Below are 22,185 nucleotides of genomic sequence, written 5' to 3'. Positions count from 1 at the left end.
CTCGCGCATGTAGGCCGGGACCGACACTTTCAGGATTGCTGACGTAATGTCAGTCGAAACGCCCCGTCTTCGGATGGGGCGTTTTCTTTTGTGCATCTGTCGATGGAACTGCATTTCCTTTGCTTGCGTTGGGTTTGCAAAGGGTAACACGCAGGAGGAGATCCCCATGGCAGAACGGCACCGTTCCAAGGATGGCAGCAAGGACAGCGAGAAATTCACGTCGGACGACGGACCGGTCGCACAGCAAGGACGCGACGGCGGCAATCTGCAACGTGATGTCGGCACCCGGGACGACGCCAAGCGGGCCAACGAGAAACCCTCTGGCGCAACCCGCGTGACCGGGCAGGACAAGCGTAACCACGGAGAGGACGAATGACCAAGCTGACACAGGGCACCTGGGTGCTGATCGCTGATGGCGAAAAGGCGCTTTTTCTGGAAAACCGTACTGACGGCGAGGATCCGTTTCTCGAAGTGATCCGCGAGGAGGCACAGGAAAACCCACCCAACCGCGAACAAGCCGCCAACCGGCGTGGTCGCTTCAATGATGGCCCGTCAGTGCACAGATCGGCGGTGGACGACACGGACTGGCACCAATTGTCCAAGGACCGTTTTGCCGGGGATTTGTCCGACATCCTTTACCGTCGTGCGCATGCGGGCGATTTTGACCGTTTGGTGGTCGTTGCCCCGCCCGGCACGCTGGGTCAGATGCGCGATGACCTGCACAAGGAGGTGCGCGACAAGATCATCGGTGAAGTGCCCAAAACCCTGACCAATCACCCCATCGATGAAATAGAAAAGATCGTCAAACGCGAGCTGGCGTCCTGAATGCGGAACCGCGCCCGCGTGCGCTTTTCAAATGCGGCTGCTCAGGGCGTGCAGCGCGTCGTCGGCTCCAGAAACCAGCGTGATGAACCCCAGCAGGCTGGCGTCCGCAAATCCGCGCGCCACGACATGCTCCAGAAGTTGCATCAAGGGCGTCCAGTAATTATCTGTATTCACCAGGAAAATCGGCTTTTCATGCAAGCCAAGCTGACGCCATGTCAGAACCTCGAACAACTCGTCCAGTGAACCGGCACCTCCCGGCAGCACCACGACTGCATCGCAGTTCATGAACATCACCTTCTTGCGTTCGTGCATCGTCTCGGTCACCACGTAGGTGGTCAGGTCGGTCTTGCCGACCTCACGATCCACCAGATGCTGCGGGATCACCCCGAAGGTACGGCCACCCGCCGCCTGTGCCGCGCGCGCTACGCTGCCCATCAACCCCACATCGCCCGCACCATAAACCAACCGCAGCCCCGCTGCGGCCAGCCCGGAACCCAGCGTTTCCGCCTCATCGGTGAAGTCGGGCGTGTCGCCGGGGCGGGATCCGCAATAGACGCAGACGGATTTCTCAGGAACAGGTTGGGTCATTACGGCACCTTTCACGCAGAAATCATCACCCGCGTGCGGGTGGTGTTTTGACCCGTGTTAGCGCCCCTGATAGAAAGGCTCAACCTTCTGGAGTGGGATAGAAGATGAACGAGCGTAGAACAGGTCCGGGCGGTGCTGCGGGCCTGTGGCTGGCAGTGGGGGCCAGTGTCGTGATTGTGGGGGCGGCGGCGTGGTTCAATCTGAACCGCCAGACCGATGTTTCACAATCCGCCCTTGTGCCACAGCAACAGCCCTCGGGGACACCTGCACCCGTGGCGGAACCGGCCACCGCAGCCGCGCCGACGGCTGACGGGGATGCGGCGGGACAATCGAATGTGGAAAGCACGCAGGCCGCCGCGCCTGCGCCGCGGGAGACAACCGATCTTTCCGCGCCGACCGCCACCGAAACGCAGACCGACACCGTCGCGCTGACGCAGGAAGCCGCAGCGGCCGTCCAGCCGTTTGCCCCCGCCTTCGACGAGGTGCGCCGCGAAACCGATGGCATGACCATCATTGCAGGTCGCGCCACCCCCGGTGCCACGCTGCGGGTGCTGCAGGACGGCACCGAAGTTGCCGGTTTGACAGCCGATGCCAGCGGCAAGTTCGCCACCTTCCTGATGATCCCGCCGGACGGGCAAGGCCATGTGCTGAGCCTTGAGCAGATACAGGACGGCGTGATCACCCCGTCGGATGATCAGATCATTCTTGCGCCCCTGTCCGTTGCCAAAGCGCCCCCGGAGCCTGTCGCGGATCCAGAACCTGTCGCCGAAGCCCAGATGCAGGCAGAAGCGGGTGCGGCTGAAGACGCTGACGCAGCGCCACAGACGGCTACGGCGGTCGCTCCGTCGCAGGCCCCGCTTGATGACACCGATGAAGACCCCCAACCCTCCTTCGCTGAGGCACCTGCCGCGCCGACCACCGATCTGGCGCTGTTGGACCCGGATGCGGATGCCCTGCCGTCGGCGGAACCCGCGACACCGGCACCTGCATCCTCCGGTGTGGTTCTGAAATCCACATCTGACGGCGTTGAAGTCCTCAATACTCCGGCGCCCGAAGTGATGAAGCGCGTCGCACTTGATACCATCAGCTATTCCGATGTGGGGGATGTGCAGTTGTCCGGTCGCGCGCAGTCGCAAACGGAGGCGGTGCGCGTCTACCTCAACAATGCGCCGGTCGCGAGCCTGCCTGTCGATGCTGCCGGACGCTGGCGCGGCGATCTGCCGGACATCGATGAAGGCATCTATACGCTCCGGGTGGACGAGGTCGCAGAGGATGGCACGGTGACCAGCCGGGTCGAGACCCCTTTCAAACGCGAAAACCCGGCCGCACTGGCGCAGGCCGCGCTGGGTCAGGAGGGGCCGCTCAAGCGGATTACGGTGCAAAAGGGCAATACGCTTTGGGCGATTGCGCGCGAACGGTATGGCGATGGGCTGCTTTTTGTGCGGGTGTTCGAAGCCAACGCGAATGACATCCGCGACCCCGATCTGATCTATCCCGGACAGGTCTTCGACTTGCCCGATTGACCGGGCTTATCGGGGCTGCGGCACTGGCAACTGCGGGGGCGGCGGGCTATGTAAGGTGTTCAAGACAGAAAGCACCCGATGCCAGCCGACACCACCACAGACACTACAGCCGACACAGCGCAAACGACGGACCCGATCGAGGATGATGCGCGCCGCTTGGAGGCGCAGGAACGCCAGTCCGCGATGCTGGTGCTGCGCAAGGTCGTGCCCTATCTGTGGCCTGCGGACATGGCGTGGGTCAAACGCCGGGTGGTCTGGGCGCTGGTGGCGCTGTTTGTCTCCAAGCTGATCTCCGTTGTGACGCCGCTTTTCTACAAGGGCGCGGTCGATGGGCTGTCGGGCGAAGGGGCGCCGATGCTGGCGCTCGGGGCGGTGGGGCTGACCATCGCCTATGGCGTGGCGCGCCTGATGAACGTGGGTTTTCAGCAATTGCGCGATGCGATCTTTGCCCGCGTCGGCCAGCGCGCCCTGCGGATGCTGGCGCTGGAGACGTTTGAACATATCCACCGCCTGTCGATGCGCTATCACATCACCCGCAAGACCGGCGGGCTGAGCCGGATCATTGAACGGGGTGTTAAGGGCGTGGAATTCCTGCTGCGCTTCCTGTTGTTCAGCATCGGGCCGCTGATCTTGGAACTGCTGATGATCGGGGTCATCCTGACGGTGCTTTTCGACTGGTCGTACCTGGCGGTCGTGGCGCTGACCATCGGGGTCTATGTCTGGTTCACCTTCACGGTCAGCGAATGGCGCGTGCGCCTGCGCCGCAAGATGAACGATCAGGACACCGACGCCAACCAAAAGGCCATCGACAGCCTGCTGAATTATGAAACGGTCAAGTATTTCGCCGCCGAAGAGCGTGAAGCGCACCGCTATGACAGTGCGATGGCGGGGTATGAGGAAGCGGCGATCAAGACCTCCTATTCGCTGGCCTTCCTGAACTTCGGTCAGTCGATGATCATCACCGGGGGCCTTGTTGGTGTCATGGTCATGGCCGCCCTCGGCGTGCAGCGCGGCGATCTGACGGTGGGCGATTTCGTCATGGTCAACGCCTACATGATCCAGATCACCGTACCGCTGAATTTCCTTGGCACCGTCTATCGCGAGATCCGGCAGGCGCTGGTCGACATGGGAGAGATGTTCAATCTGCTGGAACAACCGGCAGAGATTCAGGACAAGCCCGATGCGCCGGACCTGAAGGTAACGGGCGGGCATGTGACGCTGGAGAACCTGCGGTTTGGCTACAACGCGGATCGCGAAATTCTCAAGGGCATCACGCTGGAGGCGCGCCCGGGGGAAACCGTGGCGATTGTCGGCTCCACCGGGTCGGGCAAGTCGACCATCGGGCGGCTTTTGTTCCGGTTTTATGATGTGCAGGGCGGGGCGCTGAAGATCGACGGACAGGACGTGCGCGATGTCAATCAGGTCAGCCTGCACCGCGCCATCGGCGTGGTGCCGCAGGACACGGTGCTGTTCAACGACACGGTCCGCTACAACATCGCCTATGGCCGGGACGGGGCCACGCAGGCGGAGGTGGAGCAGGCCGCCAGGGACGCACAGATTCACGATTTCATCCAAAGCCTGCCGCAGGGCTATGACACCGCCGTGGGCGAACGGGGGCTGAAGCTGTCGGGGGGCGAAAAACAGCGCGTAGGGATTGCGCGCACGCTTCTGAAAGATCCGCCGATCCTGCTGCTGGACGAGGCGACATCGGCGCTCGATTCGGAGACGGAAAGCGACATTCAGGATGCGCTGCGCCGGGCCTCTCAGGGGCGCACGGTGCTGACCATCGCGCACCGGCTCAGCACGATTTCCGAAGCCGACCGGATTGTGGTGCTGGAAAAGGGCGAGATCGTGGAACAGGGGACCCATGAGGATCTTCTGGCCCGCGATGGGCGCTATGCCCAACTGTGGCAGCGCCAGCAGACCGAAGAGGACTGAGGCGGCGGGCGCGCCCCGTCTCGGATGAGGCGTCCGGGGCAAGCGTTGCAACGGGGTATTTAAGGCCAAAAAGAGGGGCAGGGGCGGTCCCTTGTCCTGCCGCCGTGGTCCCTGCCGAAGGCGGGCAGCGGCCGAGGCCGGGCGCGCCGCCCTTGACCGATCACTCAGCCGCGATGGCCTTTTCGGTAAGTTTGTCCAGCGCGCCGGTCATCATCTGGATGTATTTGGCGTCCGCTGGCAGGCCGTGGGTCGCGGCCAGCGTTGCGGGGTCATGATAGGTCACATGCACCACCCCTTCGCCATCGGCATAGGCCAGTACACGCAGGGGCAGGTCAAGCCCGGCGGTCTGGCCGTCCAGCATTGCGGGCGTACCCAGTTTGGGATTGCCGAAGATCAGCAGTTGGGTGGGGCGCAGGTCCATGTCCACTTTCGCGGCACCGCCCGCGTGATCGACGCGGGCGAAAACGGTTGCACCGGCGCCTTCGACTGCGGCGGTAAGGCGGTCGATGGTGACGCTTACGGAATGGGGGCTGGTCTTGGCGATCATGTCGGCGCTGGCAGGAAGCGCCATGGCAGCGGTCACGGCAGCAGCGGCCATCAGGCGGGCGGGGGTGCTGGGCATAATGATCTCTCCTTTGAACAATTGCCGGAGAGTAGCAGGGTGAGCGCGCAGCATAAGGGCCGCACGCTCACAATGGCTTGATCGGTGTCATTCCGCCGGGGCGAAGCCCACGGGGCCTGCATGGGGCGGCAGCGCGGATGCGCCGGTGGGGTCGTCCCAGACGATTTCCTGGGTCCGCGCCCGCCGCGCGTCGCGCTGCAGCGACCAGTCACGCGCCGCCCGGCTGGCACGGCCCAGCGACATGCGCGCCAAAAGCCGCGCGACCCAGCGCACGTAGGTCGTGGCCCAGACGCGGATCGCCAGCATCGACGGCGTCACCATCAGCGTCAGCACCGTGGCGATGCCAAGGCCAAAGACCACCGCGGTGGCCAGTTGCTTCCACCACAGGGCGGTGGGGCTGTCGATGGTATAGCCGCCTTCGGCGAAGTTCAGGCTGATGCCGAACATCATCGGGGCAAGGCCTGCCATCGTGGTGATCGTGGTCAGCAGCACGGGCCGGATACGGGCCTGCGCGGTGCGGATGATTGCCTCGATCCGGGGCATGTACTTCTCATACTCCTGATAGGTGTCGATCAGGATGATGTTGTTGTTCACAACAATCCCGGCAAGCGCCACGATCCCCGTCCCGGTCATGATGATGGAGAACGTCTGATCCATCACCAGCATGCCGATCAGAACCCCCGTGGTGGACAGCACCACCGCCAGCAGCACCAGAATGGCGTTGTAGAAGCTGTTGAACTGCGCCAGCAGGATGATGAACATCAGACCCAGTGCGGCGGTGAAGGCGGAACTGAGGAAGGCCTGGCTTTCCGCCTGATCCTCCTGATCGCCGGTCCATTCGTAGCTGACACCCAGCGGGAATGGCTTGGTGTCCAGCCATTTGGTGATTTCGGCGATCCGTTCATTCGGATTGACGGGGATCAGGCGCAGGCTGCCGTCTTCCAATCCCGCCTCAAGGTCGACATTCCGGTCCATGTCCGCCCGGTTGAGCAGCGCATAGCTTGCCCCGTCAGCGGTCGTGACGGCGGCGGCACCCGTGGTGGGACGCAGGGTGGCAAGGGTCGTCAGTGTCTCATTCTGGCCGCTGCTTTCGGGGCGCACGACTTTCATCAACCCGCCGACCACGTCGGCCTTTACATCCAGAAAACGCTTTTGGTCCACGCGGCTGATCTCAGCCAGTTTCGGCACGGGGGTCCGGGTGATGAAATTGCTCAGCGGCACAAGGCCATCTGCGGTGCGTACCTTCAGGGTATCAAGGGTGGACAGCAGCCGGTCTTCTTCCGGCAGGCGCACGCGGATCTCGATCTCCTCGTCCGAGGTATCGACGCGCATCGTGTCCAGCAGCAGACCGCGGGTGACAAGCTGTACCATCGCGCCCACCGTCAGCACATCCGCGCCGTAGCGGCCGGCCTTTTCGACATCCACGTCGATCTGCCAGTCGATGCCGGGCAGGGGGCGGGTGTCTTCGATCAGCGTCAGGCCGGGGGTGCGTTCATATTCACCGCGCGCTAGTTCGGCCGCCTGCATCAGGTCCGTCCAGCTGTCCGATTTCAGCCGCAGGTGCACAGGCTTGCCCGATGCCGGACCGCGCGCCTGTGCGAGGATTTCGATGCGGATGCCGGGGATCTCCTGAAGCTGCGCTGTCAATTCGCTGATGATGGTGTCGCCGTCGAAATCGGGATCAGAGGTTTCGCGCATCACCTCGAACCCGATGAAGGGCACGGTGAACAGCGGCGTATTCTTGACGGGTCGGTCTTCCCACGGGATCGTTTCCAGCTGGATTTGCCCGATGGTGTCCTTGGGCGCGGTGGCACCGCCCGTGTTGCTGTCCAGCCCGCCTTCGCCGGCAAAGGCAAATGCCGTCTGCACGCCGGGGTGCGCCATGACGATCGCTTCGGCCTTGTTCAGCAGCGCGTCCTTCTCCTCAAGCGACAGGTTGCCGCGCGCCAACACATAGACAATCGCCTGTTCGGGTTCGGATTCCACAAAGAATTCCACACCGCGCGAGTTGTTGGAGAAATAGATCAGGATCGTGCCGACGAAGACAAACACCGTGCCTGCAACGACCAGAGGCATCAGCGGATTGCCCGCGATGAAGGCAATCACATGACCAAAGGCCGAGCGGCGATACCCGGCTTGAATACGGTCGGGTTCATGGCGGAACATCCGCGACACCAGCCAGCGGCCGAAGCGGCCCAATCGGGTCAGCAGGGCGAAAAGCGAGACGATCAGCAAAAGGAAAGCGCCCACCAGCAGGGCCACCAGCGCCGCCCCGATCACGATGAAGGCAAAGACGGTCGCGAATGTTGTCACCACCGAGAAGGTGGAACCGCTGTCCATGCCTGCAAACTGCGCGCCGATCCACTGGAACAGCACACCAGGGGTGCCTGCGTCACCCGGTGCCATCATCAGCATGGCGGGAAACGCCAGCAGGAAGGCCGCCGGGAACAACAGCGCGTGCAGCACGATAGGCAGTCCGGCAACAGTGGTCATGCCATCCGCGATCCAACGCTCCAACCGCCCCGTCACACCCCCCATTACAGGCAGATAGATCAGCGCCACAACCAGCGACGCCGACAAAACAAAGATCAGTGTGACCGGCAGCATGCCCATGAATTCCCCCGGGACACCGGGCCAGAACAGCATCGGCAGGAAGGCGCACAGCGTCGTCGCGGTGGAGGAAATGATCGGCCAGAACATGCGTTGGGCGGCTTCGACGTAGGCGTGCATCGGGCCTGCGCCCTCTTGCTGGCGCTTGTCGGCGTATTCGACCACCACGATCGCACCATCCACCAGCATCCCCACGGCAAGGATCAGGCCGAACATCACGATGTTGGAGATCGAAATGCCCATGAGTGCCAGAAAGGCGAAACACAAAAGGAACGACGTTGGGATCGCGAAGCCCACCAGCAACGCCGCGCGGATGCCAAGGGCCGCCAGCACCACGATCATCACCAGCGCCACGGCGGTAAAGACCGACCCCAGCAACTGTTGCACCATCGAATCCACGATACGGCTTTGGTCGTTCGACGTGCCCACGGTCACCGCCGCCTGCAACCCGTCCGGCCAGTTGGCGGAGCGTTCCTCAACGATCTGTTTCACCTGTGCGGAGGTGTCGATCAGGTTGAACCCCTTGCGCTTGACCACCTGCAGCGCAAGCGTCTTTTCCCCGTTGAAGCGCGCCGTGCCGGTGCGGTCCTCGAAGGTCAGGTTGATCTCTGCCAGATCGCCCAGCGTAACCACCCGGTCGCCATTGGTTTTCACGGGCAGGGCATAGACATCGCGCGCCTCGTCAAAGCTGGAGGGGATCTTGACAGCGAATGTGCCTTGCGCCGTCTCAACCTCACCCGCTGCAATCAACTGGTTGTTGTTCTGCACCACATTGATCAATTCACCGGCCGTGACGTTGTAGGCTTCCAGCCGCAAGGGGTCGATCAGCACCTCCAGCATCTCGTCCCGGTTGCCCGCAAGGGCGGCTTCCAGCACGGAATCAAGCGCTTCGAGGTCATCCTGAAGGTCACGCGCCACGCGCGCCATGGTGCGTTCCGGCACCGGGCCGGTCAGGTTCACGATGATGATCGGAAATTCGGAGAAGTTGATTTCGTTGATCGAATAGGTTTCGGCACCTTCGGGAAACAGCGCCTCCGCCTTGCCCATGGCGTCGCGCACATCGGCGATGATCTTGGTCTTGTCCCAGCCGAATTCGAACTCAAGCGCCACGCCGGCATAGTTTTCCGCCGCCGTGCCGGTCATCTGTTTCAGACCGTCCAGATCGGCAAGCTCCGTCTCCATCGGTTTGACCAGCAGCGTCTCGGAATCCGCGGCAGAGATGCCAGGGAACTGCACAGACACGAAAAGAGCCGGAATCTCAATATCCGGCTCCCCTTCCTTGGGCAGGGTGGTGTAGGAATATCCGCCCACCACGATGCTGAGCAGAATGAAGGCCACGACCATCCGCGCGCGGGAGGCGGCCCAGTCGACGATGCCGGTCATTGGCTCAGATCCTCCCAGGTGGGTGCGACCCTGACGCCGGCGGTGACGTACTCCTGACCGACAGTGATGATGTCCGCCGTGGCGGGCAGGCCGGTGACCCAGACGCCGTCGGCGGTGTCACGCATCAGGGTGATCGGGGCGAACTGCACCACGTTTTCGGCATCCACCAGCCGCACACCCAATGTGCCTTCGTCATTCAGGGTCAGCGCGGATTGAGGGATCAGGTGCGCCTGCACCCCGTCGGACGCGATGACGATTTCCGCCGTCTGTCCGTCGCGGATCGCCAGGTCAGGGTTGGGCACTTCGATTTCCACACGGAAGGTGCGGGTTTGCGGATCGGCGGAGCGGGACAGGAACACCACATCGCCGGTGACGTCGCTGCCGCCCGCGGCCAGGCGCGCACCGGCCTGTGCGCCCAATGTGACGCGGTTCACTTCCGTTTCGGGCACGAAGCCCACCAGTTTGATCGGGTCAAGCTGAATGACGGTCCCGCACAGCGCGCCGGGTTGCAGCAGGCTGCCCAGTTCGGCGGTGTCGCTTTCCAGAAGGCCGCTGAAGGGGGCCTTGATGGTCAGACGCTCAATCTCCTTTTCAGCCGCTGCGATGGAGGCGGTGGCCGATTCAATGCCGGACAGGGCCGCACGCAGCCCCGAACTGGCGGAGCTGACACCGGCCTCGGCGGCGGCGACATTGGCATCTGCGGTGGCCACGCGGGTCTGGGAGGCAAAACCGTCCTGATTGAGCCGGGATGCCGCGTTCTGGTTGATCCGGGCCTCTTCCAGCCGGGCGCGGGCTTCTTCAACGCGCGCTTCGGATTCAGGTACGCGCGATTCCGCTTCTTTCAGGCGGGCGCGCCATTCCTGCACCATGGCCTGCCGGGTGCCGGGATCAAGCTTGCACATCGTCTCCCCTTCGGTGATCCGCGCGCCCTTGCGCAGCGGCTCCGAGATGACGATGGCGGAGGTTTCGGATCGTACTTCGACCTGGCGGGCGGCTTCTGTCTGGCCGCGCAGGATAACGGCGCTGTCCACTTGGGTGGCCTTGGATTTGCGGACCATGACCTTGACCAGATCGGCATCTGTCTGCTGCGTCTCGGCGGCCTCAGTTTCCTGCGACTGGGTGGCCTCGGGTTCGGGCTGTCCACCGAAAGCGGCAAGAAACCGGGGACGGTCCAGAATGAAGAACGCAAGAAACAGCACAACAACAGCTGCTGCGAGAATGGAGAAAAGCCGCATTTCAAACCTCGATCAAAGTCCATGCCGCAGTGCAGAAATTCCGGGCATACCCTCTATGTAGTGCATGATAACTGAACTGACTAGTTTAGATTGGACGTTTTTTTTCGATGAGGCGACCGCGCCGTCGACCCCCGGAGCAGAAACGCAGCGGGGAAAGGGGGACTTGGCTTGCGGCGTGGCGCGGGGTATGAGGGGCAAAATCTCACTCCCATGGGCAGGCCGGATGAGCAATACCGACAGTTTTATCGACGAGGTGACCGAAGAGGTCCGCCGCGACCAGCTTTACAAGATGCTGCGCCGCTATGGCTGGATTGCGGCACTGGTGCTGCTGCTGATCATCGGGGGCGTGGCATGGCTGGAAATCCGCAAGGCGCAGGCCCGTGCGCAAGCCGAAGCGCTGGGCGACGCGATGCTGGCGGCGCTGTCAGTCGATGACACCGCAGACCGCGCGCAGGCCCTGACCGGCATTTCTGCGGGATCGGCCGAAGGGGCAGCGGTGCTGGCGATGATGACTGCCGCCGAACAGGCAAAGGCCGATGACATCCCGGCCGCCATCGCAACGCTTGACCAGCTTTCGGTCGATGGCGACGTCCCGGCGATTTACCGCCAGGTGGCGCAGTTCAAGTCGCTGATTTTGCAATCTGGCGTCACGGACGCGGATGAACGCCGCCTGTCGTTCGACGCCCTGGCACAACCCGGCAACCCCTTGCGGCTTCTGGCCAGCGAACAACTGGCCCTGATCGACATCGAAACCGGCGATACCGAAGCCGCACTTGCGCGGTATCAGGACATCCTCGGCGATGCCGAACTCACCCAGGACTTGCAACAACGCGCCCTACAGGTGATTGTGGCGCTGGGGGGCAGCCCCGAGGCCGGAACAACCGGCCAGGACGCAGGGCTGTCCTTTGGAACAGATAACTGACCGCGCCTGGCGCAGGGCAGGCCTGACAAAACGGCAGGCCCATTTTTGAAGGGCCGGAAGAGAGCGGACATGGAAAAGACAGGCAGAACCGTGAACCAACACCCGAGGTTTGGCAAAAAGGCGCTGCTTGCCGCGTTGATCTGCGGCACATGGGGGTTGGCCGCCTGTGACGGGCAGGAGACCTATCTGCCAGGCTTGCGCGAAAACGTACGTTCCGTCCTGCAGGACCCGCTTCTGTCGGCCCCGCTTGAGGGCACGGAAGTGCCGGAAAATACCAGCCAGCCGATCTCCCTGCCTGCTGCCTCGACCAACGCAAGCTGGACCCACAGCCCCGGCACGCCGCAATACCGCACCGCACATCCCGCCCTGCGGTCCGTACCGCAACTGGTCTGGAGCGCGGACATCGGCGCCGGTGACAGCCGCAAACAGCGCATCACCGCGGCCCCGGTCGTATCCGGTGGCCGGGTGTTCACACTGGACGCGGGCGCGCGGGTCACCGCCACCTCGAACTCCGGCGCGGTGCTGTGGTCGCGCGATCTGACCCCGCCTGCTGACAAGGAAGGGCAGGGGACCGGCGGCGGCCTCGCCGTGGACGGCAAGACGGTTTATGTCTCCGTGGGTTTTGGCCTGCTGACCGCCCTTGACGTCGAAACGGGCGGTCTGCGCTGGCAACAGGATCTGGATGCCTCCGGTACCGGCACGCCGACGGTCTACGGCGATCTGGTCTATGTCACCGCAGGTGACGACAGCGGCTGGGCGCTGCGCAAGACCGATGGCAAGATCGAATGGCAGGTGGGTGCCAGCGCCAGCGTGGCAAACGTGCTGGGCGCACCGGCCCCGGCGGTGACGGACCAATATGCGATCTTCGGTTTCGGTTCGGGCGAGGTGCGCGCGGTGTTCCGGCGCGGCGGCGTGGCTCGGTGGGATGCTTCCGTTGTGGGCAAACGCCCCGGTCGCGCGCTGTCGTCGCTGTCCGACGTGACCAGCGCGCCCGTGGTATCGGGCGATACCGTCTATGTGGGCAACCAGTCAGGCCGTCTGGCAGCGCTGAGCGTGGACAGCGGCAACGCCCGCTGGACGGCACGCGAAGGGGCCGTGCGCCCGGTCTGGCCCGTGGGTGGCAGCGTGTTTGCGATCACCGACCAGAACGAACTGGTGCGGCTCGATGCAGGTGACGGCAGCCGCATCTGGGGCGTGCCACTGGAGAAATTCGTCAAGGACAAGCCCAAGCGCCAATCCGAAGTCTTTGCCCATCATGGCCCCGTTGTGGCCGGGGGCCGGGTGGTTGTCGCCTCCAACAACGGCGTGCTGCGCAGCTTTGATCCGGTGAACGGTGCGCTGGTGGGGGCCGTCGAAATCCCCGGCGGCGCAACGACCGACCCGGTGATTGCAGGTGGCACGCTTTACGTCGTCTCCACCAAGGGGCAATTGCACGCCTTCCGCTAAGGGGCTATAGCGCGCGTCTGAGCAGCCCATGCCGGGCCGCCAACCCAGAGAGCCGTCATGTCCTTTACCCTCGCCATCGTGGGCCGCCCGAACGTGGGCAAATCCACGCTTTTCAACCGCCTTGTGGGCAAACGTCTGGCGTTGGTTGATGACCAGCCCGGTGTGACGCGTGATTTGCGCGAAGGGGCGGCACGGCTGGCCGATCTGCGGTTCACTGTGATCGACACCGCCGGATTGGAAGAAGTGACCGACGACAGCCTTCAGGGCCGCATGCGCCGTCTGACCGAACGCGCGGTGGACATGGCCGATATTTGCCTGTTCATGGTGGACGCGCGCGCAGGCATCACGCCCTCCGATCTGGTCTTTGCCGACATCCTGCGCAAGCGCAGCAAGAAGGTGATCCTGGCGGCGAACAAGGCAGAGGGACGCGCGGCAGAAGCGGGTGTAATGGAAGCCTACAGCCTGGGCCTTGGCGACCCCATCAGCCTGTCAGCTGAGCACGGCGAAGGATTAACAGACCTCTATAACGTGTTGATGCCATTGGCAGATGCCTATGCAGAGAAAGCCGCCGACGATGCGCCCGAGACGGATGTCGATCTGGATGAAGACACCGAGGCCGATGAATTCGCCGTCCCGCAGCCCACCAACGCCAAGCCTTTGCAGGTCGCCGTCGTGGGCCGCCCGAATGCGGGCAAATCCACGTTGATCAATCAGATCATGGGGGAGGACCGGCTGCTGACCGGACCGGAGGCCGGGATCACCCGCGATGCCATTTCCCTGCGCACCGACTGGCAAGGCACCCCGATGCGCATCTTTGACACCGCGGGCATGCGCAAGAAGGCCAAGGTGCAGGAAAAGCTGGAGAAACTCAGCGTCAGCGATGGCTTGCGCGCGGTGAAATTCGCCGAAGTGGTGATCGTGCTGCTCGACGCGGAAATCCCCTTTGAACAGCAGGATCTGCGCATCGCGGACTTGGCGGAACGCGAAGGCCGCGCGGTGGTTGTTGCCGTGAACAAATGGGACATCGAGGAAGACCGTCAGGCCAAGCTGAAGGACCTCAAGGAATCCTTCGAACGCCTGCTGCCGCAACTGCGCGGCGCGCCACTGATCACCGTCAGCGCCAAGACGGGCCGGGGCATGGACCGCCTGCACGACGCGGTCATGCGCGCCTACGAGGTCTGGAACCGCCGCGTGACCACCGCGCAGCTGAACCGCTGGCTGACCGGCATGCTGGAACAGCACCCGCCGCCCGCACCGCAAGGCAAACGCATCAAGCTGCGGTACATGACGCAAGCCAAGACGCGGCCCCCCGGTTTCGTGGTGATGTGCAGCCACCCCGACAAGGTGCCCGATAGCTATAACCGCTATCTTGTCAACGGCTTACGGATCGACTTTGATATGCCGGGCACGCCCATCCGGCTGTGGATGCGCGGGCAGAATGATGCCAACCCCTACAAGGGCCGCAAGAAAGCGCCGCCGTCGAAGCTGCGCAAGCACACGCAGGGGCGCCGCAAGGACTGACGCATCGAATTCTTTGAAAGAAATCGGTGGGAACGTTTCGAACTTTCCGACCTACGCCCGCTGGTAGGCGCGCAATGTCGGCCAAACCATAAACACCGCCCCGCCCAGTGCCAGATAGGCCACCGGCGGGGTCACGCCCCAGTTCGCCACCACAACGGCTACCAGCGCCCAGATCACCGCGATCCCATAGGTCGGCACCCGGCGCAGGGCGGCCTGCACCACCACGGCCAGCACAATCGCCAGCCCCACGAACACCAGCCCGGCCGTGACTTGATCCATCACGCCATACCCCGCCGCGAGCAATCCAAGCGACACACAAGACGCCGCCGACAACCACCCGGCATAAAGCCCCACAGGCCATGCCGCCCAGACCACGTCATAGCGCGGTGCAATGAACAGCGCGGCCAGGGCGCTCAGCAGCATCACCCAGATCAGCACCGACGCCCAGACCGGGCTGGCCACCGCCACCGCGAGCCATACAGAGCCGACCGCCAGCGACACGCACAAGGGCAGCCGCATGTCATGCCACTGTCCGTCCCGTGCCGCCCGCAACAGCCCCCAGGCCATGCCGATTCCCAGCCACAGGTAAATCAACCCCCAGATCGAAAACGCATAGCCCGCAGGCTGCACCGGCGGGTTGTCTTGCCGAACGGGGAACTGATCGGGATCAAAGCCGTTGAAATCCATCACCACGAAGGGCGAGACGGCAAAGGCGATGGCAAGAAGCAGGGTAAGCAGGGCAACGCCCGGGCGCAGCAGCGCAGACATGGGTAAACCTTTTCGTTCAGTACACAATAACAGCTAGCAGGCCCGCCCCCCATGTCAAAGGGCAGGCGGCCACGCAAGGCGCGCACGCCGGGACAACCCCCGCGTGCTTCGGTCTCATTTCTGTCTCAGGAAGGCCGGTATAAAAGGCGGCGCCGCCGTTCGGATGTCTGAGCAGGGCTGCCCCCGCACGTGTAACGTCAAACGTGAGCCCGGTGTCAGCGGGCCTCTATCCTGTGGTGCGGACGGGGTGGAAAGCCCCGCCTGCGGTCATCGCGATGGCGACGGTTCTACCCGCAGGGACTTAAGAAGGGGTAGTGTCCGCGTTCTCTGCCTGCGGGTCCCACGCAACACCCCGGGCGTACACATGGCTGACAGAACGGCCACGCCGCCCCTCTTTTTGGCCTTATATACCGTAGTGCAAGATCACCCCAGGCGCGGCGGATGCGTTGGGACGCTACACCAGCACCCCGTCCGCACCCAGCGCGGTCTTGCCGCCCAGATAACGGCCCAGCACTTCCGGCAGCACCACGGAGCCATCCGCGCGCTGGCCATTCTCCAGCACCGCAATCAGGCACCGCCCCACGGCCAGTCCTGATCCATTCAGCGTATGCACGAACTGCGGCTTGCCGCCGTCCGCGGGCTTGAACCGCGCGTTCATGCGGCGTGCCTGAAAATCGCCTGTGGTGGAGACCGATGAAATCTCCCGGTAGGTCTGTTGTCCCGGCACCCAGGCTTCGATGTCGAACGTACGCCGCGCGCCGAACCCCATGTCACCGGTGCACAGGATCACCGTGCGGTAGGCGATGCCCAGCCGTTCGAGGATATCTTCGGCACAGCGCAGCATGCGTTGCTGTTCGGCTTCGCTTTCATCGGGGTGCGTGATGCTGACCATCTCCACCTTCTCGAACTGGTGCTGGCGCAACATGCCTGCGGTGTCGCGCCCGGCACTGCCCGCTTCGGAGCGGAAACAAAGCGTATGGGCGGTATAACGGCGCGGCAGATAGCTTTCCTCGATCACATGATCGGCCGCGATATAGGTCAGCGGTACTTCGGAGGTCGGCACCAGCCACATGCCTTCTTCGGTGCGATAGCTCTCTTCGCCGAACTTGGGCAGCTTGTCCGTGCCGTACATCGCCGCGTCCGTGACCAGCACGGGCGGGTTCACCTCCGTCAGGCCGTTTTCATCCACGTGGGTGTCGATCATGAATTGTGCCAGCGCCCGGTGGATACGCGCAACCGCCCCCGACAGCACCACGAAGCGGCTGCCGGAGATCTTGGCCGCCGTTTCGAAATCCATGGAGGCGGCGACGCCCCTGATCTCGAAATGCTCCACCGGGTCAAAGTCGAAATCGGGCTTGTCGCCCCAGACCCGCACCTCGACGTTGTCGTTTTCATCGGCACCCTGTGGCACATCTTCCGCTGGGCTGTTGGGCAGGCGCGCAAGCATGTCGGTAAGCTGCGCATCAAGCGCCTTTGCCTCGGTCTGCATCTGCGCCACTTCGGCCTTCTTGTCCGCCACCAGCGCGCGCAGCCGCTCGAATTCCGCGTCATCGCCCGAGGCTTTGGCGGCCCCCACGGATTTCGACGCCTTGTTCTGTTCGGCCTGGGCGGCTTCTGCTGCCCCGATCTTGGCACGCCGGGCGGCATCCAGTTCCAGCACGGCGGCGGACATCGGCGCATCCCCACGGCGCGCAAGGGCGGCGTCAAAGCGGTCGGGGTTTTCGCGGATGGCGCGGATGTCGTGCATGGGTGTCTTCCTTGACTTGCAGGGTGCGTTGCCCCGTCTTTTAGCGAAAGTTGCAGCGAGGGACAGCAGTGTTTTTGTCAGCGGCGGCGCGCAAGCTGGTCGCGCAGCCAGCCATTCAGCGGCGCGGTCAGGGCGGTGCTGCCCGGTCCGCGCCCGAGCTGCGCCACCAGAACCGCCGCCACCCGCCAGCCCGACGGGGTGCGGACCAGCGCAGGTGCGCCGGAATTTCCCGCATACACCGGGCAGCCGAGCGTCATCTGCGTTGCCACGCTTCCGCTTTGCAGGTCGCAATCAAACCGTCCCACCGGCGCCAGTGGTCCCTTGAGGACAAAGCCGATCACGGCAAATTGCGTGGCATCTGCGCCAGCACGCTCCAACACCGGCAAGGGGGTGGCCACCTGTGCGGGCAGGGGTGCGCCCAGTTGCATCAGGGCCAGATCAACCGCAAAGCGCGCTAGGTCTGTGCGTTCGTTGTACTCGGGATGTACCGTGATCTTTCGCGCCTGCACTGCCGCGCGGGCGCGGGGGCCCAGCCCGCCGGGCATGAACCAGCGCGGCCCATCGCCGTTTGCCACGCAATGTGCCGCCGTCAGCACAAGGTCCGGTGCGATCAGCGTACCCGAACAGGCCGCGTCTCCCAACGGACCCTTGCCGTTGACCACGCCCACGCCTGTGAACATCGCAGCCTCCGCCGGGCGCAGCGGTGACAGCGGCTCAGCGGCCAGTGGCGCAAGGCCCGGCACCATCAGCGCCACAAGGGATGCGGCCCACCTGCGCCCCGCCATCTTCATCCTGTGCTCCCCGACCCGGTATGGTTGTGCGGCAGACTGCCCCTTTCACTGCGCGGTGCCAAGGGCCGTGCGCCCGGCCTGTGAAAGCCGTCGCAAACCCTGTCGGATCGCCTTGCAATGGCCGGCAGCCGCGCATAGGTTCTGCCAAACGTCGCGGGGGGGCTTTGCACCGCCGCATTGCCCGAAAAAAAGGACCTCCCATGCAAGGCATTGAGCAATTCATCCCGCTGATCCTGATCTTTGCGATCATGTATTTCCTGCTGATCCGCCCACAGCAAAAGAAGGTCAAGGAACACGCGGCCATGGTTGCGGCACTGCGCCGGGGCGATCAGGTGGTCACGCAGGGCGGGGTGATCGGCAAGGTCGTCAAGGTCAAGGACGACGGTGAAGTCGAGGTCGAGATTGCCGATGGCGTCAAGGTCCGGGTGGTGCAATCCACCATTGCCACCGTGATGTCGAAAACCGAACCCGCCAAGTAAGCGCCGGGGCCGCCGCGCCCCACGCCGCGCCGACCCGCAAGCTGAAAAGGCGGACCGATGATCCAGATTGACCTGTGGAAACGCATTGCCATTGTCCTGACCTGTGCGGTCGGCCTGTGGCTGGCGTTGCCCAACCTCTTTTACACGCCCGTCGAACAGCACAACGATGCCGTGAAGGCGATTGAGCTGTCGGGCAGCACCGCGGAGCTTGAGGCGCAGGCGGCCCTTTGGCCGGAATGGATGCCCTCGGGTCTTGTGAACCTTGGTCTTGATCTGCGCGGTGGCGCGCATCTTCTGGCCGAAGTGCGGGTCACAGATGTCTATGCCAACCGCATGGAAGCGCAATGGCCCGAAGTCCGTGACGCCCTGCGCAGCATCAGCCCCGTGCGGCGGCAGCAATCCCCGGCGGACGAATTGCGGGTGCGCTTGCAGGACCCCAGCAAGATGGCCGAAGCATTGGCCGTGGTGCGTGATCTGGCGCGGCCCGTCCCGTCGGTGACTGGCATTTCCGAAGACGATATCGACGTGCGTGGCGAAGACAACATCATCATCATCACCCTTTCGGATTCCGAACGCACCGCCACCGATGAACGCACCATGCAGCAATCGCTGGAGATCATCCGCCGCCGCATCGACGAGGTCGGCACGCGCGAACCCACGATCCAGCGGCAGGGCAGCGACCGCATCCTCATTCAGGTGCCCGGCATCGGGTCTGCAGCGGAGCTGAAGGAGATCATCGGCACCACCGCGCAACTGACCTTCAACCCCGTGGTTAGCCGTGGTTCTGACGAGAATGCCAATCCCGGTATCGGCAACAAGATCATCCCGTCCGTCGATGAACCCGGCGCGTTCTACACCATCGAAGCGGCCCCCGTGGTCACCGGCGAAGAACTGGTCGATGCGCAGCCTGCATTCGACCAGAATGGCGCGCCCGCGGTGAATTTCCGGTTCAACACATCCGGCGCGCGCAAATTCGGCGACTACACTGCCGAAAACATCGGCGCGCCCTTTGCCATCGTGCTGGATGACGAGGTAATCAGCGCCCCCACGATCCAGAGCCATATCCCCGGTGGCTCCGGCATCATCACCGGGAACTTCACGGTGGAGGAATCAACGAACCTTGCCGTGCTGCTGCGCGCCGGTGCCCTGCCTGCGGGCCTCGAATTCCTTGAGGAACGCACCATCGGCCCGGAACTGGGTCAGGACAGCATCGACGCAGGCAAGGTGGCGACCATCGTCGCCTTCGTTGCGGTGCTGTTTTTCATGTTCGTCAGCTACGGTCTGTTCGGGATTTTCGCCAATATTGCCTTGATCATCAACGTCGGCCTGCTGTTTGGCCTGCTCAGCCTGATCGGGGCCACACTGACACTGCCGGGTATCGCGGGCATCGTGCTGACGGTCGGCATGGCGGTGGACGCCAACGTGCTGATCTTCGAGCGTATCCGCGAGGAGCTTAAAACCGCCAAGGGGCCTGCGCGGGCGATTTCGCTGGGCTATGAAAAGGCGCTGAGCGCCATCATCGACGCCAACATCACCACGCTGATCACGGCGACGATCCTGTTTGCCATGGGCTCCGGCCCGGTGCGCGGTTTCGCGATCACGCTGGGGTTGGGCATCATCACGTCGGTCTTTACGGCGATTTTCGTGACCCGCCTGATGGTGGTGATCTGGTTCGAGGCCAAGCGGCCCAAAACGGTTGAGGTCTGACATGCGTTTGCGACTGTTCAAAGAAGCACCGAAGTTCGACTACTTCTCCCGCTGGAAGCTGTGGCTGGGCATTTCGGGCCTGATGATGGTGGTGGCGCTGGTGTCCTTCCTGTTGCAGGGCCTGAACTTCGGCATTGATTTCCGGGGCGGCACCACGATCCGCACCGAAAGCCCGCAGGTCATCGATATCGGCGAATACCGCGCCGCGATGGAGCAGTTGGATCTGGGCGACATCACCATCACGGAGGTCTTCGACCCCTCCTTCCGCGCCGATCAGAACGTCGCGATGATCCGCATTCAGGCGCAGGACGATCAGGAAGCCGTCACGGTGGAGACCATCGAAGCGGTTGAGGCCGCGCTGAAGGAAGTGCGCCCGGACATCAAGTTCGTGTCAGTGGAATCGGTCGGCCCGAAAGTGTCGGGCGAGCTGATCCAGACTGCCGTGATCGCTGTGGTCTTGGCCATCGCGGCGGTCCTGGTCTACATCTGGCTGCGGTTTGAATGGCAGTTCGCGGCAGGTGCTGTGCTGGCGCTGGTACATGACGTGCTGCTGACCATCGGTATCTTCTCGGAACTGCAGATCCGCTTTGATCTGGCGATCATCGCGGCCCTGCTGACCATCGTGGGCTATTCGCTGAATGATACAGTTGTGGTCTTTGACCGGGTGCGGGAGAACCTGCGCAAGTACAAGAAGCGCCCCCTGAACGAAGTGCTGAACCTGTCGATCAACGAAACGATGAGCCGTACTTTCATGACCTCCTTCACCACACTTCTGGCGCTGATTGCGCTTTTCGTGCTGGGTGGGGATGTGATCCGCGGCTTTGTCTTTGCGATGATCTGGGGTGTGATCATTGGCACCTATTCGTCGATCTTCGTGGCCTCCGCGATCCTGCTTTATTTCGGGGTCAAGCGCGACTGGTCCAAGCCTGATGCCAACGCCGGGAACCAATACGCCAACATAGATGCCTGATTTCATCGCGCTGGCCGGGACGCCCACGGGGCTGATCTGGCTGGTTGGCGCGGTGTTTGCGGCGGGGCTGGTGCGGGGTTTCGCGGGTTTCGGGTCTGCGATGATCATCATGCCGGTCGCGTCTTCGGTGCTGGAGCCGGTGCAGGCGGTTATCTTTCTTGTCGCCGCCGAGGTGCTGGGCCCGCTGCCCAACCTGCCGTCGGCCCTGCGGGTGGGCGCCCTGCGGGAAGTCGGATTGTTGCTTTTGGGGGCGGCGGTGGCCCTGCCACTGGGGCTTTTATGCCTTGCCAACGTGGACCCGCGGTTTTTTGGCTGGACCGTGTCGGTCATCGTGCTGGTGCTGCTGGTTCTGTTGATGACCGGGTGGCGATATGCCGGCGTCCTGACCCGGCCGCTGGTCGTGGGAACCGGCGCGCTGGGCGGGTTCATGACCGGGTTTTCCGGGCTCCCCGGTCCGCCGGTGATCATGCTTTACATGGCGTCGCGGCTGCCTGCGGCGGTGATCCGGGCGAATTTCCTGTTGTACCTGCTGGCCATCGACCTTGTGCTGATGGCGGTCTTGTGGGTGTCGGGGCTGATGGTCTGGCCTGCGTTTGTCCTTGGCCTTCTGGTCGGTGTACCCAATGTGATCGCCAACTGGCTGGGCGCGCGGCTTTTTGACCCGCAGGCGGAACGGCTTTTTCGCAACGTGGCCTATATCGTCATTGCCGCTTCGGCTATATTGGGTCTGCCGCTGTGGAAAGGATGAACGATGCGCCTGAATGAGATTGTCTTTACCGATGCCAAGCCCGTCGAAGGATACGGGCCGGGGTTTTTCCGCATTGGCGGTCAGGTTATCGAAGGCGCAATGCTGGTGGGGCCGGAAGGCACGCAAAGCTGGGGCGGGTTCGAGGACATCGCGCCCCTGCTGGCCATGGCAGGGCAGGTCGATGTGCTGTTTGTCGGCACCGGCGCGGATGTGGCGCATCTGCCGGACGATCTGCATCGCGGGCTTGAAGACGCCGGGATCGGGGTGGAAGCCATGGCATCCCCCGCCGCCTGCCGCACCTACAACGTGCTGCTGAGCGAGGGGCGGCGCATTGCGCTGGCCCTGCTCCCGGTCTGAGCGAG

At 63.5% G+C, this 22,185-nt stretch carries 19 protein-coding genes; 12 read left to right on the top strand and 7 right to left on the bottom strand.

All coding sequences use genetic code 11. From position 1 onward, the window contains the following. The first annotated feature begins 166 nt into the window (after positions 1 to 166). Both AB4X18_RS02465 and AB4X18_RS02460 read left to right on the top strand, forming a co-directional pair. Positions 167 to 376, top strand: a complete 210-nt coding sequence (locus AB4X18_RS02465) for a hypothetical protein (RefSeq protein ID WP_370402117.1) — start codon at positions 167 to 169, stop codon at positions 374 to 376. Next, the gene (locus tag AB4X18_RS02460) at positions 373 to 825 is read left to right on the top strand and encodes a host attachment family protein (RefSeq protein ID WP_370402116.1); all 453 of its coding nucleotides are present in this window, start codon (positions 373 to 375) and stop codon (positions 823 to 825) included. The genes AB4X18_RS02465 and AB4X18_RS02460 overlap by 4 nt, the downstream gene beginning before the upstream one ends. Before the next feature lie 27 nt (positions 826 to 852). Here the strand turns inward: AB4X18_RS02460 and AB4X18_RS02455 are convergent, their stop codons facing one another. Next, positions 853 to 1,413, bottom strand: coding sequence for a TIGR00730 family Rossman fold protein (locus AB4X18_RS02455; RefSeq protein WP_370402115.1), 561 nt, complete (start codon positions 1,411 to 1,413; stop codon positions 853 to 855). Between the two features lie 104 nt (positions 1,414 to 1,517). Between AB4X18_RS02455 and AB4X18_RS02450 the strand changes: the two genes are divergently transcribed. Then, complete coding sequence (locus AB4X18_RS02450) at positions 1,518 to 2,936, top strand: LysM peptidoglycan-binding domain-containing protein (protein ID WP_370402114.1); 1,419 nt, start codon at positions 1,518 to 1,520, stop codon at positions 2,934 to 2,936. Positions 2,937 to 3,014: 78 nt separating this feature from the next. Beyond that, the gene (locus tag AB4X18_RS02445; protein ID WP_370402113.1) at positions 3,015 to 4,874 is read left to right on the top strand and encodes an ABCB family ABC transporter ATP-binding protein/permease; all 1,860 of its coding nucleotides are present in this window, start codon (positions 3,015 to 3,017) and stop codon (positions 4,872 to 4,874) included. 160 nt (positions 4,875 to 5,034) lie between these two features. Here the strand turns inward: AB4X18_RS02445 and AB4X18_RS02440 are convergent, their stop codons facing one another. The 3 genes from AB4X18_RS02440 to AB4X18_RS02430 form a co-directional block, all read right to left on the bottom strand. Beyond that, a complete protein-coding gene (locus AB4X18_RS02440) occupies positions 5,035 to 5,496 on the bottom strand; it encodes a DUF302 domain-containing protein (protein WP_370402112.1) in 462 nt (153 codons plus the stop codon). Between the two features lie 87 nt (positions 5,497 to 5,583). After that, complete coding sequence (locus tag AB4X18_RS02435; protein ID WP_432817053.1) at positions 5,584 to 9,489, bottom strand: efflux RND transporter permease subunit; 3,906 nt, start codon at positions 9,487 to 9,489, stop codon at positions 5,584 to 5,586. After that, on the bottom strand, positions 9,486 to 10,724 hold the full coding sequence (locus AB4X18_RS02430) for an efflux RND transporter periplasmic adaptor subunit (protein ID WP_432817052.1): 1,239 nt from the start codon (positions 10,722 to 10,724) through the stop codon (positions 9,486 to 9,488). Before AB4X18_RS02430 ends, AB4X18_RS02435 begins: the two co-directional genes overlap by 4 nt. A 223-nt stretch (positions 10,725 to 10,947) precedes the next feature. On the opposite strand from AB4X18_RS02430, the gene AB4X18_RS02425 reads away from it, so the two are divergent. The 3 genes from AB4X18_RS02425 to der all read left to right on the top strand — a co-directional run bounded on the left by AB4X18_RS02425 (position 10,948) and on the right by der (position 14,613). Beyond that, positions 10,948 to 11,646: a hypothetical protein gene (locus AB4X18_RS02425; protein ID WP_370402110.1), complete on the top strand. Its 699-nt coding sequence runs from the start codon at positions 10,948 to 10,950 to the stop codon at positions 11,644 to 11,646. A gap of 69 nt (positions 11,647 to 11,715) precedes the next feature. Further along, on the top strand, positions 11,716 to 13,092 hold the full coding sequence (locus tag AB4X18_RS02420; RefSeq protein ID WP_370402109.1) for a PQQ-like beta-propeller repeat protein: 1,377 nt from the start codon (positions 11,716 to 11,718) through the stop codon (positions 13,090 to 13,092). Positions 13,093 to 13,149: 57 nt separating this feature from the next. Beyond that, on the top strand, positions 13,150 to 14,613 hold the full coding sequence (gene der / locus AB4X18_RS02415) for a ribosome biogenesis GTPase Der (protein WP_370402108.1): 1,464 nt from the start codon (positions 13,150 to 13,152) through the stop codon (positions 14,611 to 14,613). A gap of 51 nt (positions 14,614 to 14,664) precedes the next feature. Here der and AB4X18_RS02410 read toward each other — a convergent pair whose 3' ends face one another. The 3 genes from AB4X18_RS02410 to AB4X18_RS02400 all read right to left on the bottom strand — a co-directional run bounded on the left by AB4X18_RS02410 (position 14,665) and on the right by AB4X18_RS02400 (position 17,919). Beyond that, positions 14,665 to 15,381 carry a hypothetical protein gene (locus tag AB4X18_RS02410; protein WP_370402107.1) on the bottom strand — a complete coding sequence of 239 codons (717 nt, stop codon included), beginning with the start codon at positions 15,379 to 15,381 and terminating at the stop codon, positions 14,665 to 14,667. A 454-nt stretch (positions 15,382 to 15,835) separates the two neighbouring features. Next, entirely contained in the window at positions 15,836 to 17,128 is a 1,293-nt protein-coding gene (gene serS / locus AB4X18_RS02405; RefSeq protein WP_370402106.1) for a serine--tRNA ligase, read from the bottom strand. Between the two features lie 77 nt (positions 17,129 to 17,205). Further along, positions 17,206 to 17,919 (bottom strand): trypsin-like serine peptidase, encoded by a 714-nt coding sequence (locus AB4X18_RS02400; RefSeq protein WP_370402105.1) that lies wholly within the window; start codon positions 17,917 to 17,919, stop codon positions 17,206 to 17,208. Between the two features lie 200 nt (positions 17,920 to 18,119). Here AB4X18_RS02400 and yajC point away from each other — a divergent pair, with 200 nt between their 5' ends. Genes yajC through AB4X18_RS02375 form a run of 5 tightly spaced genes read left to right on the top strand, consistent with a single transcriptional unit; the run spans position 18,120 to position 22,180 of the window. Beyond that, positions 18,120 to 18,398: a preprotein translocase subunit YajC gene (yajC, locus tag AB4X18_RS02395; protein ID WP_370402104.1), complete on the top strand. Its 279-nt coding sequence runs from the start codon at positions 18,120 to 18,122 to the stop codon at positions 18,396 to 18,398. Positions 18,399 to 18,455: 57 nt separating this feature from the next. Then, entirely contained in the window at positions 18,456 to 20,105 is a 1,650-nt protein-coding gene (secD, locus tag AB4X18_RS02390) for a protein translocase subunit SecD (protein WP_370402103.1), read from the top strand. A 1-nt stretch (position 20,106) separates the two neighbouring features. Continuing rightward, positions 20,107 to 21,075: a protein translocase subunit SecF gene (gene secF, locus AB4X18_RS02385; RefSeq protein WP_370402102.1), complete on the top strand. Its 969-nt coding sequence runs from the start codon at positions 20,107 to 20,109 to the stop codon at positions 21,073 to 21,075. Next, positions 21,068 to 21,823 (top strand): TSUP family transporter, encoded by a 756-nt coding sequence (locus tag AB4X18_RS02380; RefSeq protein WP_370402101.1) that lies wholly within the window; start codon positions 21,068 to 21,070, stop codon positions 21,821 to 21,823. The genes secF and AB4X18_RS02380 overlap by 8 nt, the downstream gene beginning before the upstream one ends. A 3-nt stretch (positions 21,824 to 21,826) precedes the next feature. After that, complete coding sequence (locus tag AB4X18_RS02375; protein WP_370402100.1) at positions 21,827 to 22,180, top strand: Mth938-like domain-containing protein; 354 nt, start codon at positions 21,827 to 21,829, stop codon at positions 22,178 to 22,180. Positions 22,181 to 22,185 lie beyond the last annotated feature (5 nt).

The sequence above is a fragment of the Sulfitobacter rhodophyticola genome (genome assembly GCF_041281685.2).
In the GTDB taxonomy this organism is placed as follows: Bacteria; Pseudomonadota; Alphaproteobacteria; order Rhodobacterales; family Rhodobacteraceae; genus Sulfitobacter.
The sequence above is the reverse complement of the archived record's forward strand: the minus strand, read 5'-3'. Positions and strand labels throughout refer to the sequence as shown.

Excerpts from the sequence above, each read along its gene's own strand:
- AB4X18_RS02465 (WP_370402117.1), top strand. The coding sequence starts at position 167 with ATGGCAGAACGGCACCGTTCCAAGGATGGCAGCAAGGACAGCGAGAAA.
- AB4X18_RS02460 (WP_370402116.1), top strand. The coding sequence starts at position 373 with ATGACCAAGCTGACACAGGGCACCTGGGTGCTGATCGCTGATGGCGAA.
- AB4X18_RS02455 (WP_370402115.1), bottom strand. The coding sequence starts at position 1,413 with ATGACCCAACCTGTTCCTGAGAAATCCGTCTGCGTCTATTGCGGATCC.
- AB4X18_RS02450 (WP_370402114.1), top strand. The coding sequence starts at position 1,518 with ATGAACGAGCGTAGAACAGGTCCGGGCGGTGCTGCGGGCCTGTGGCTG.
- AB4X18_RS02445 (WP_370402113.1), top strand. The coding sequence starts at position 3,015 with ATGCCAGCCGACACCACCACAGACACTACAGCCGACACAGCGCAAACG.
- AB4X18_RS02440 (WP_370402112.1), bottom strand. The coding sequence starts at position 5,496 with ATGCCCAGCACCCCCGCCCGCCTGATGGCCGCTGCTGCCGTGACCGCT.
- AB4X18_RS02435 (WP_432817053.1), bottom strand. The coding sequence starts at position 9,489 with ATGACCGGCATCGTCGACTGGGCCGCCTCCCGCGCGCGGATGGTCGTG.
- AB4X18_RS02430 (WP_432817052.1), bottom strand. The coding sequence starts at position 10,724 with ATGCGGCTTTTCTCCATTCTCGCAGCAGCTGTTGTTGTGCTGTTTCTT.
- AB4X18_RS02425 (WP_370402110.1), top strand. The coding sequence starts at position 10,948 with ATGAGCAATACCGACAGTTTTATCGACGAGGTGACCGAAGAGGTCCGC.
- AB4X18_RS02420 (WP_370402109.1), top strand. The coding sequence starts at position 11,716 with ATGGAAAAGACAGGCAGAACCGTGAACCAACACCCGAGGTTTGGCAAA.
- der (WP_370402108.1), top strand. The coding sequence starts at position 13,150 with ATGTCCTTTACCCTCGCCATCGTGGGCCGCCCGAACGTGGGCAAATCC.
- AB4X18_RS02410 (WP_370402107.1), bottom strand. The coding sequence starts at position 15,381 with ATGTCTGCGCTGCTGCGCCCGGGCGTTGCCCTGCTTACCCTGCTTCTT.
- serS (WP_370402106.1), bottom strand. The coding sequence starts at position 17,128 with ATGCACGACATCCGCGCCATCCGCGAAAACCCCGACCGCTTTGACGCC.
- AB4X18_RS02400 (WP_370402105.1), bottom strand. The coding sequence starts at position 17,919 with ATGAAGATGGCGGGGCGCAGGTGGGCCGCATCCCTTGTGGCGCTGATG.
- yajC (WP_370402104.1), top strand. The coding sequence starts at position 18,120 with ATGCAAGGCATTGAGCAATTCATCCCGCTGATCCTGATCTTTGCGATC.
- secD (WP_370402103.1), top strand. The coding sequence starts at position 18,456 with ATGATCCAGATTGACCTGTGGAAACGCATTGCCATTGTCCTGACCTGT.
- secF (WP_370402102.1), top strand. The coding sequence starts at position 20,107 with ATGCGTTTGCGACTGTTCAAAGAAGCACCGAAGTTCGACTACTTCTCC.
- AB4X18_RS02380 (WP_370402101.1), top strand. The coding sequence starts at position 21,068 with ATGCCTGATTTCATCGCGCTGGCCGGGACGCCCACGGGGCTGATCTGG.
- AB4X18_RS02375 (WP_370402100.1), top strand. The coding sequence starts at position 21,827 with ATGCGCCTGAATGAGATTGTCTTTACCGATGCCAAGCCCGTCGAAGGA.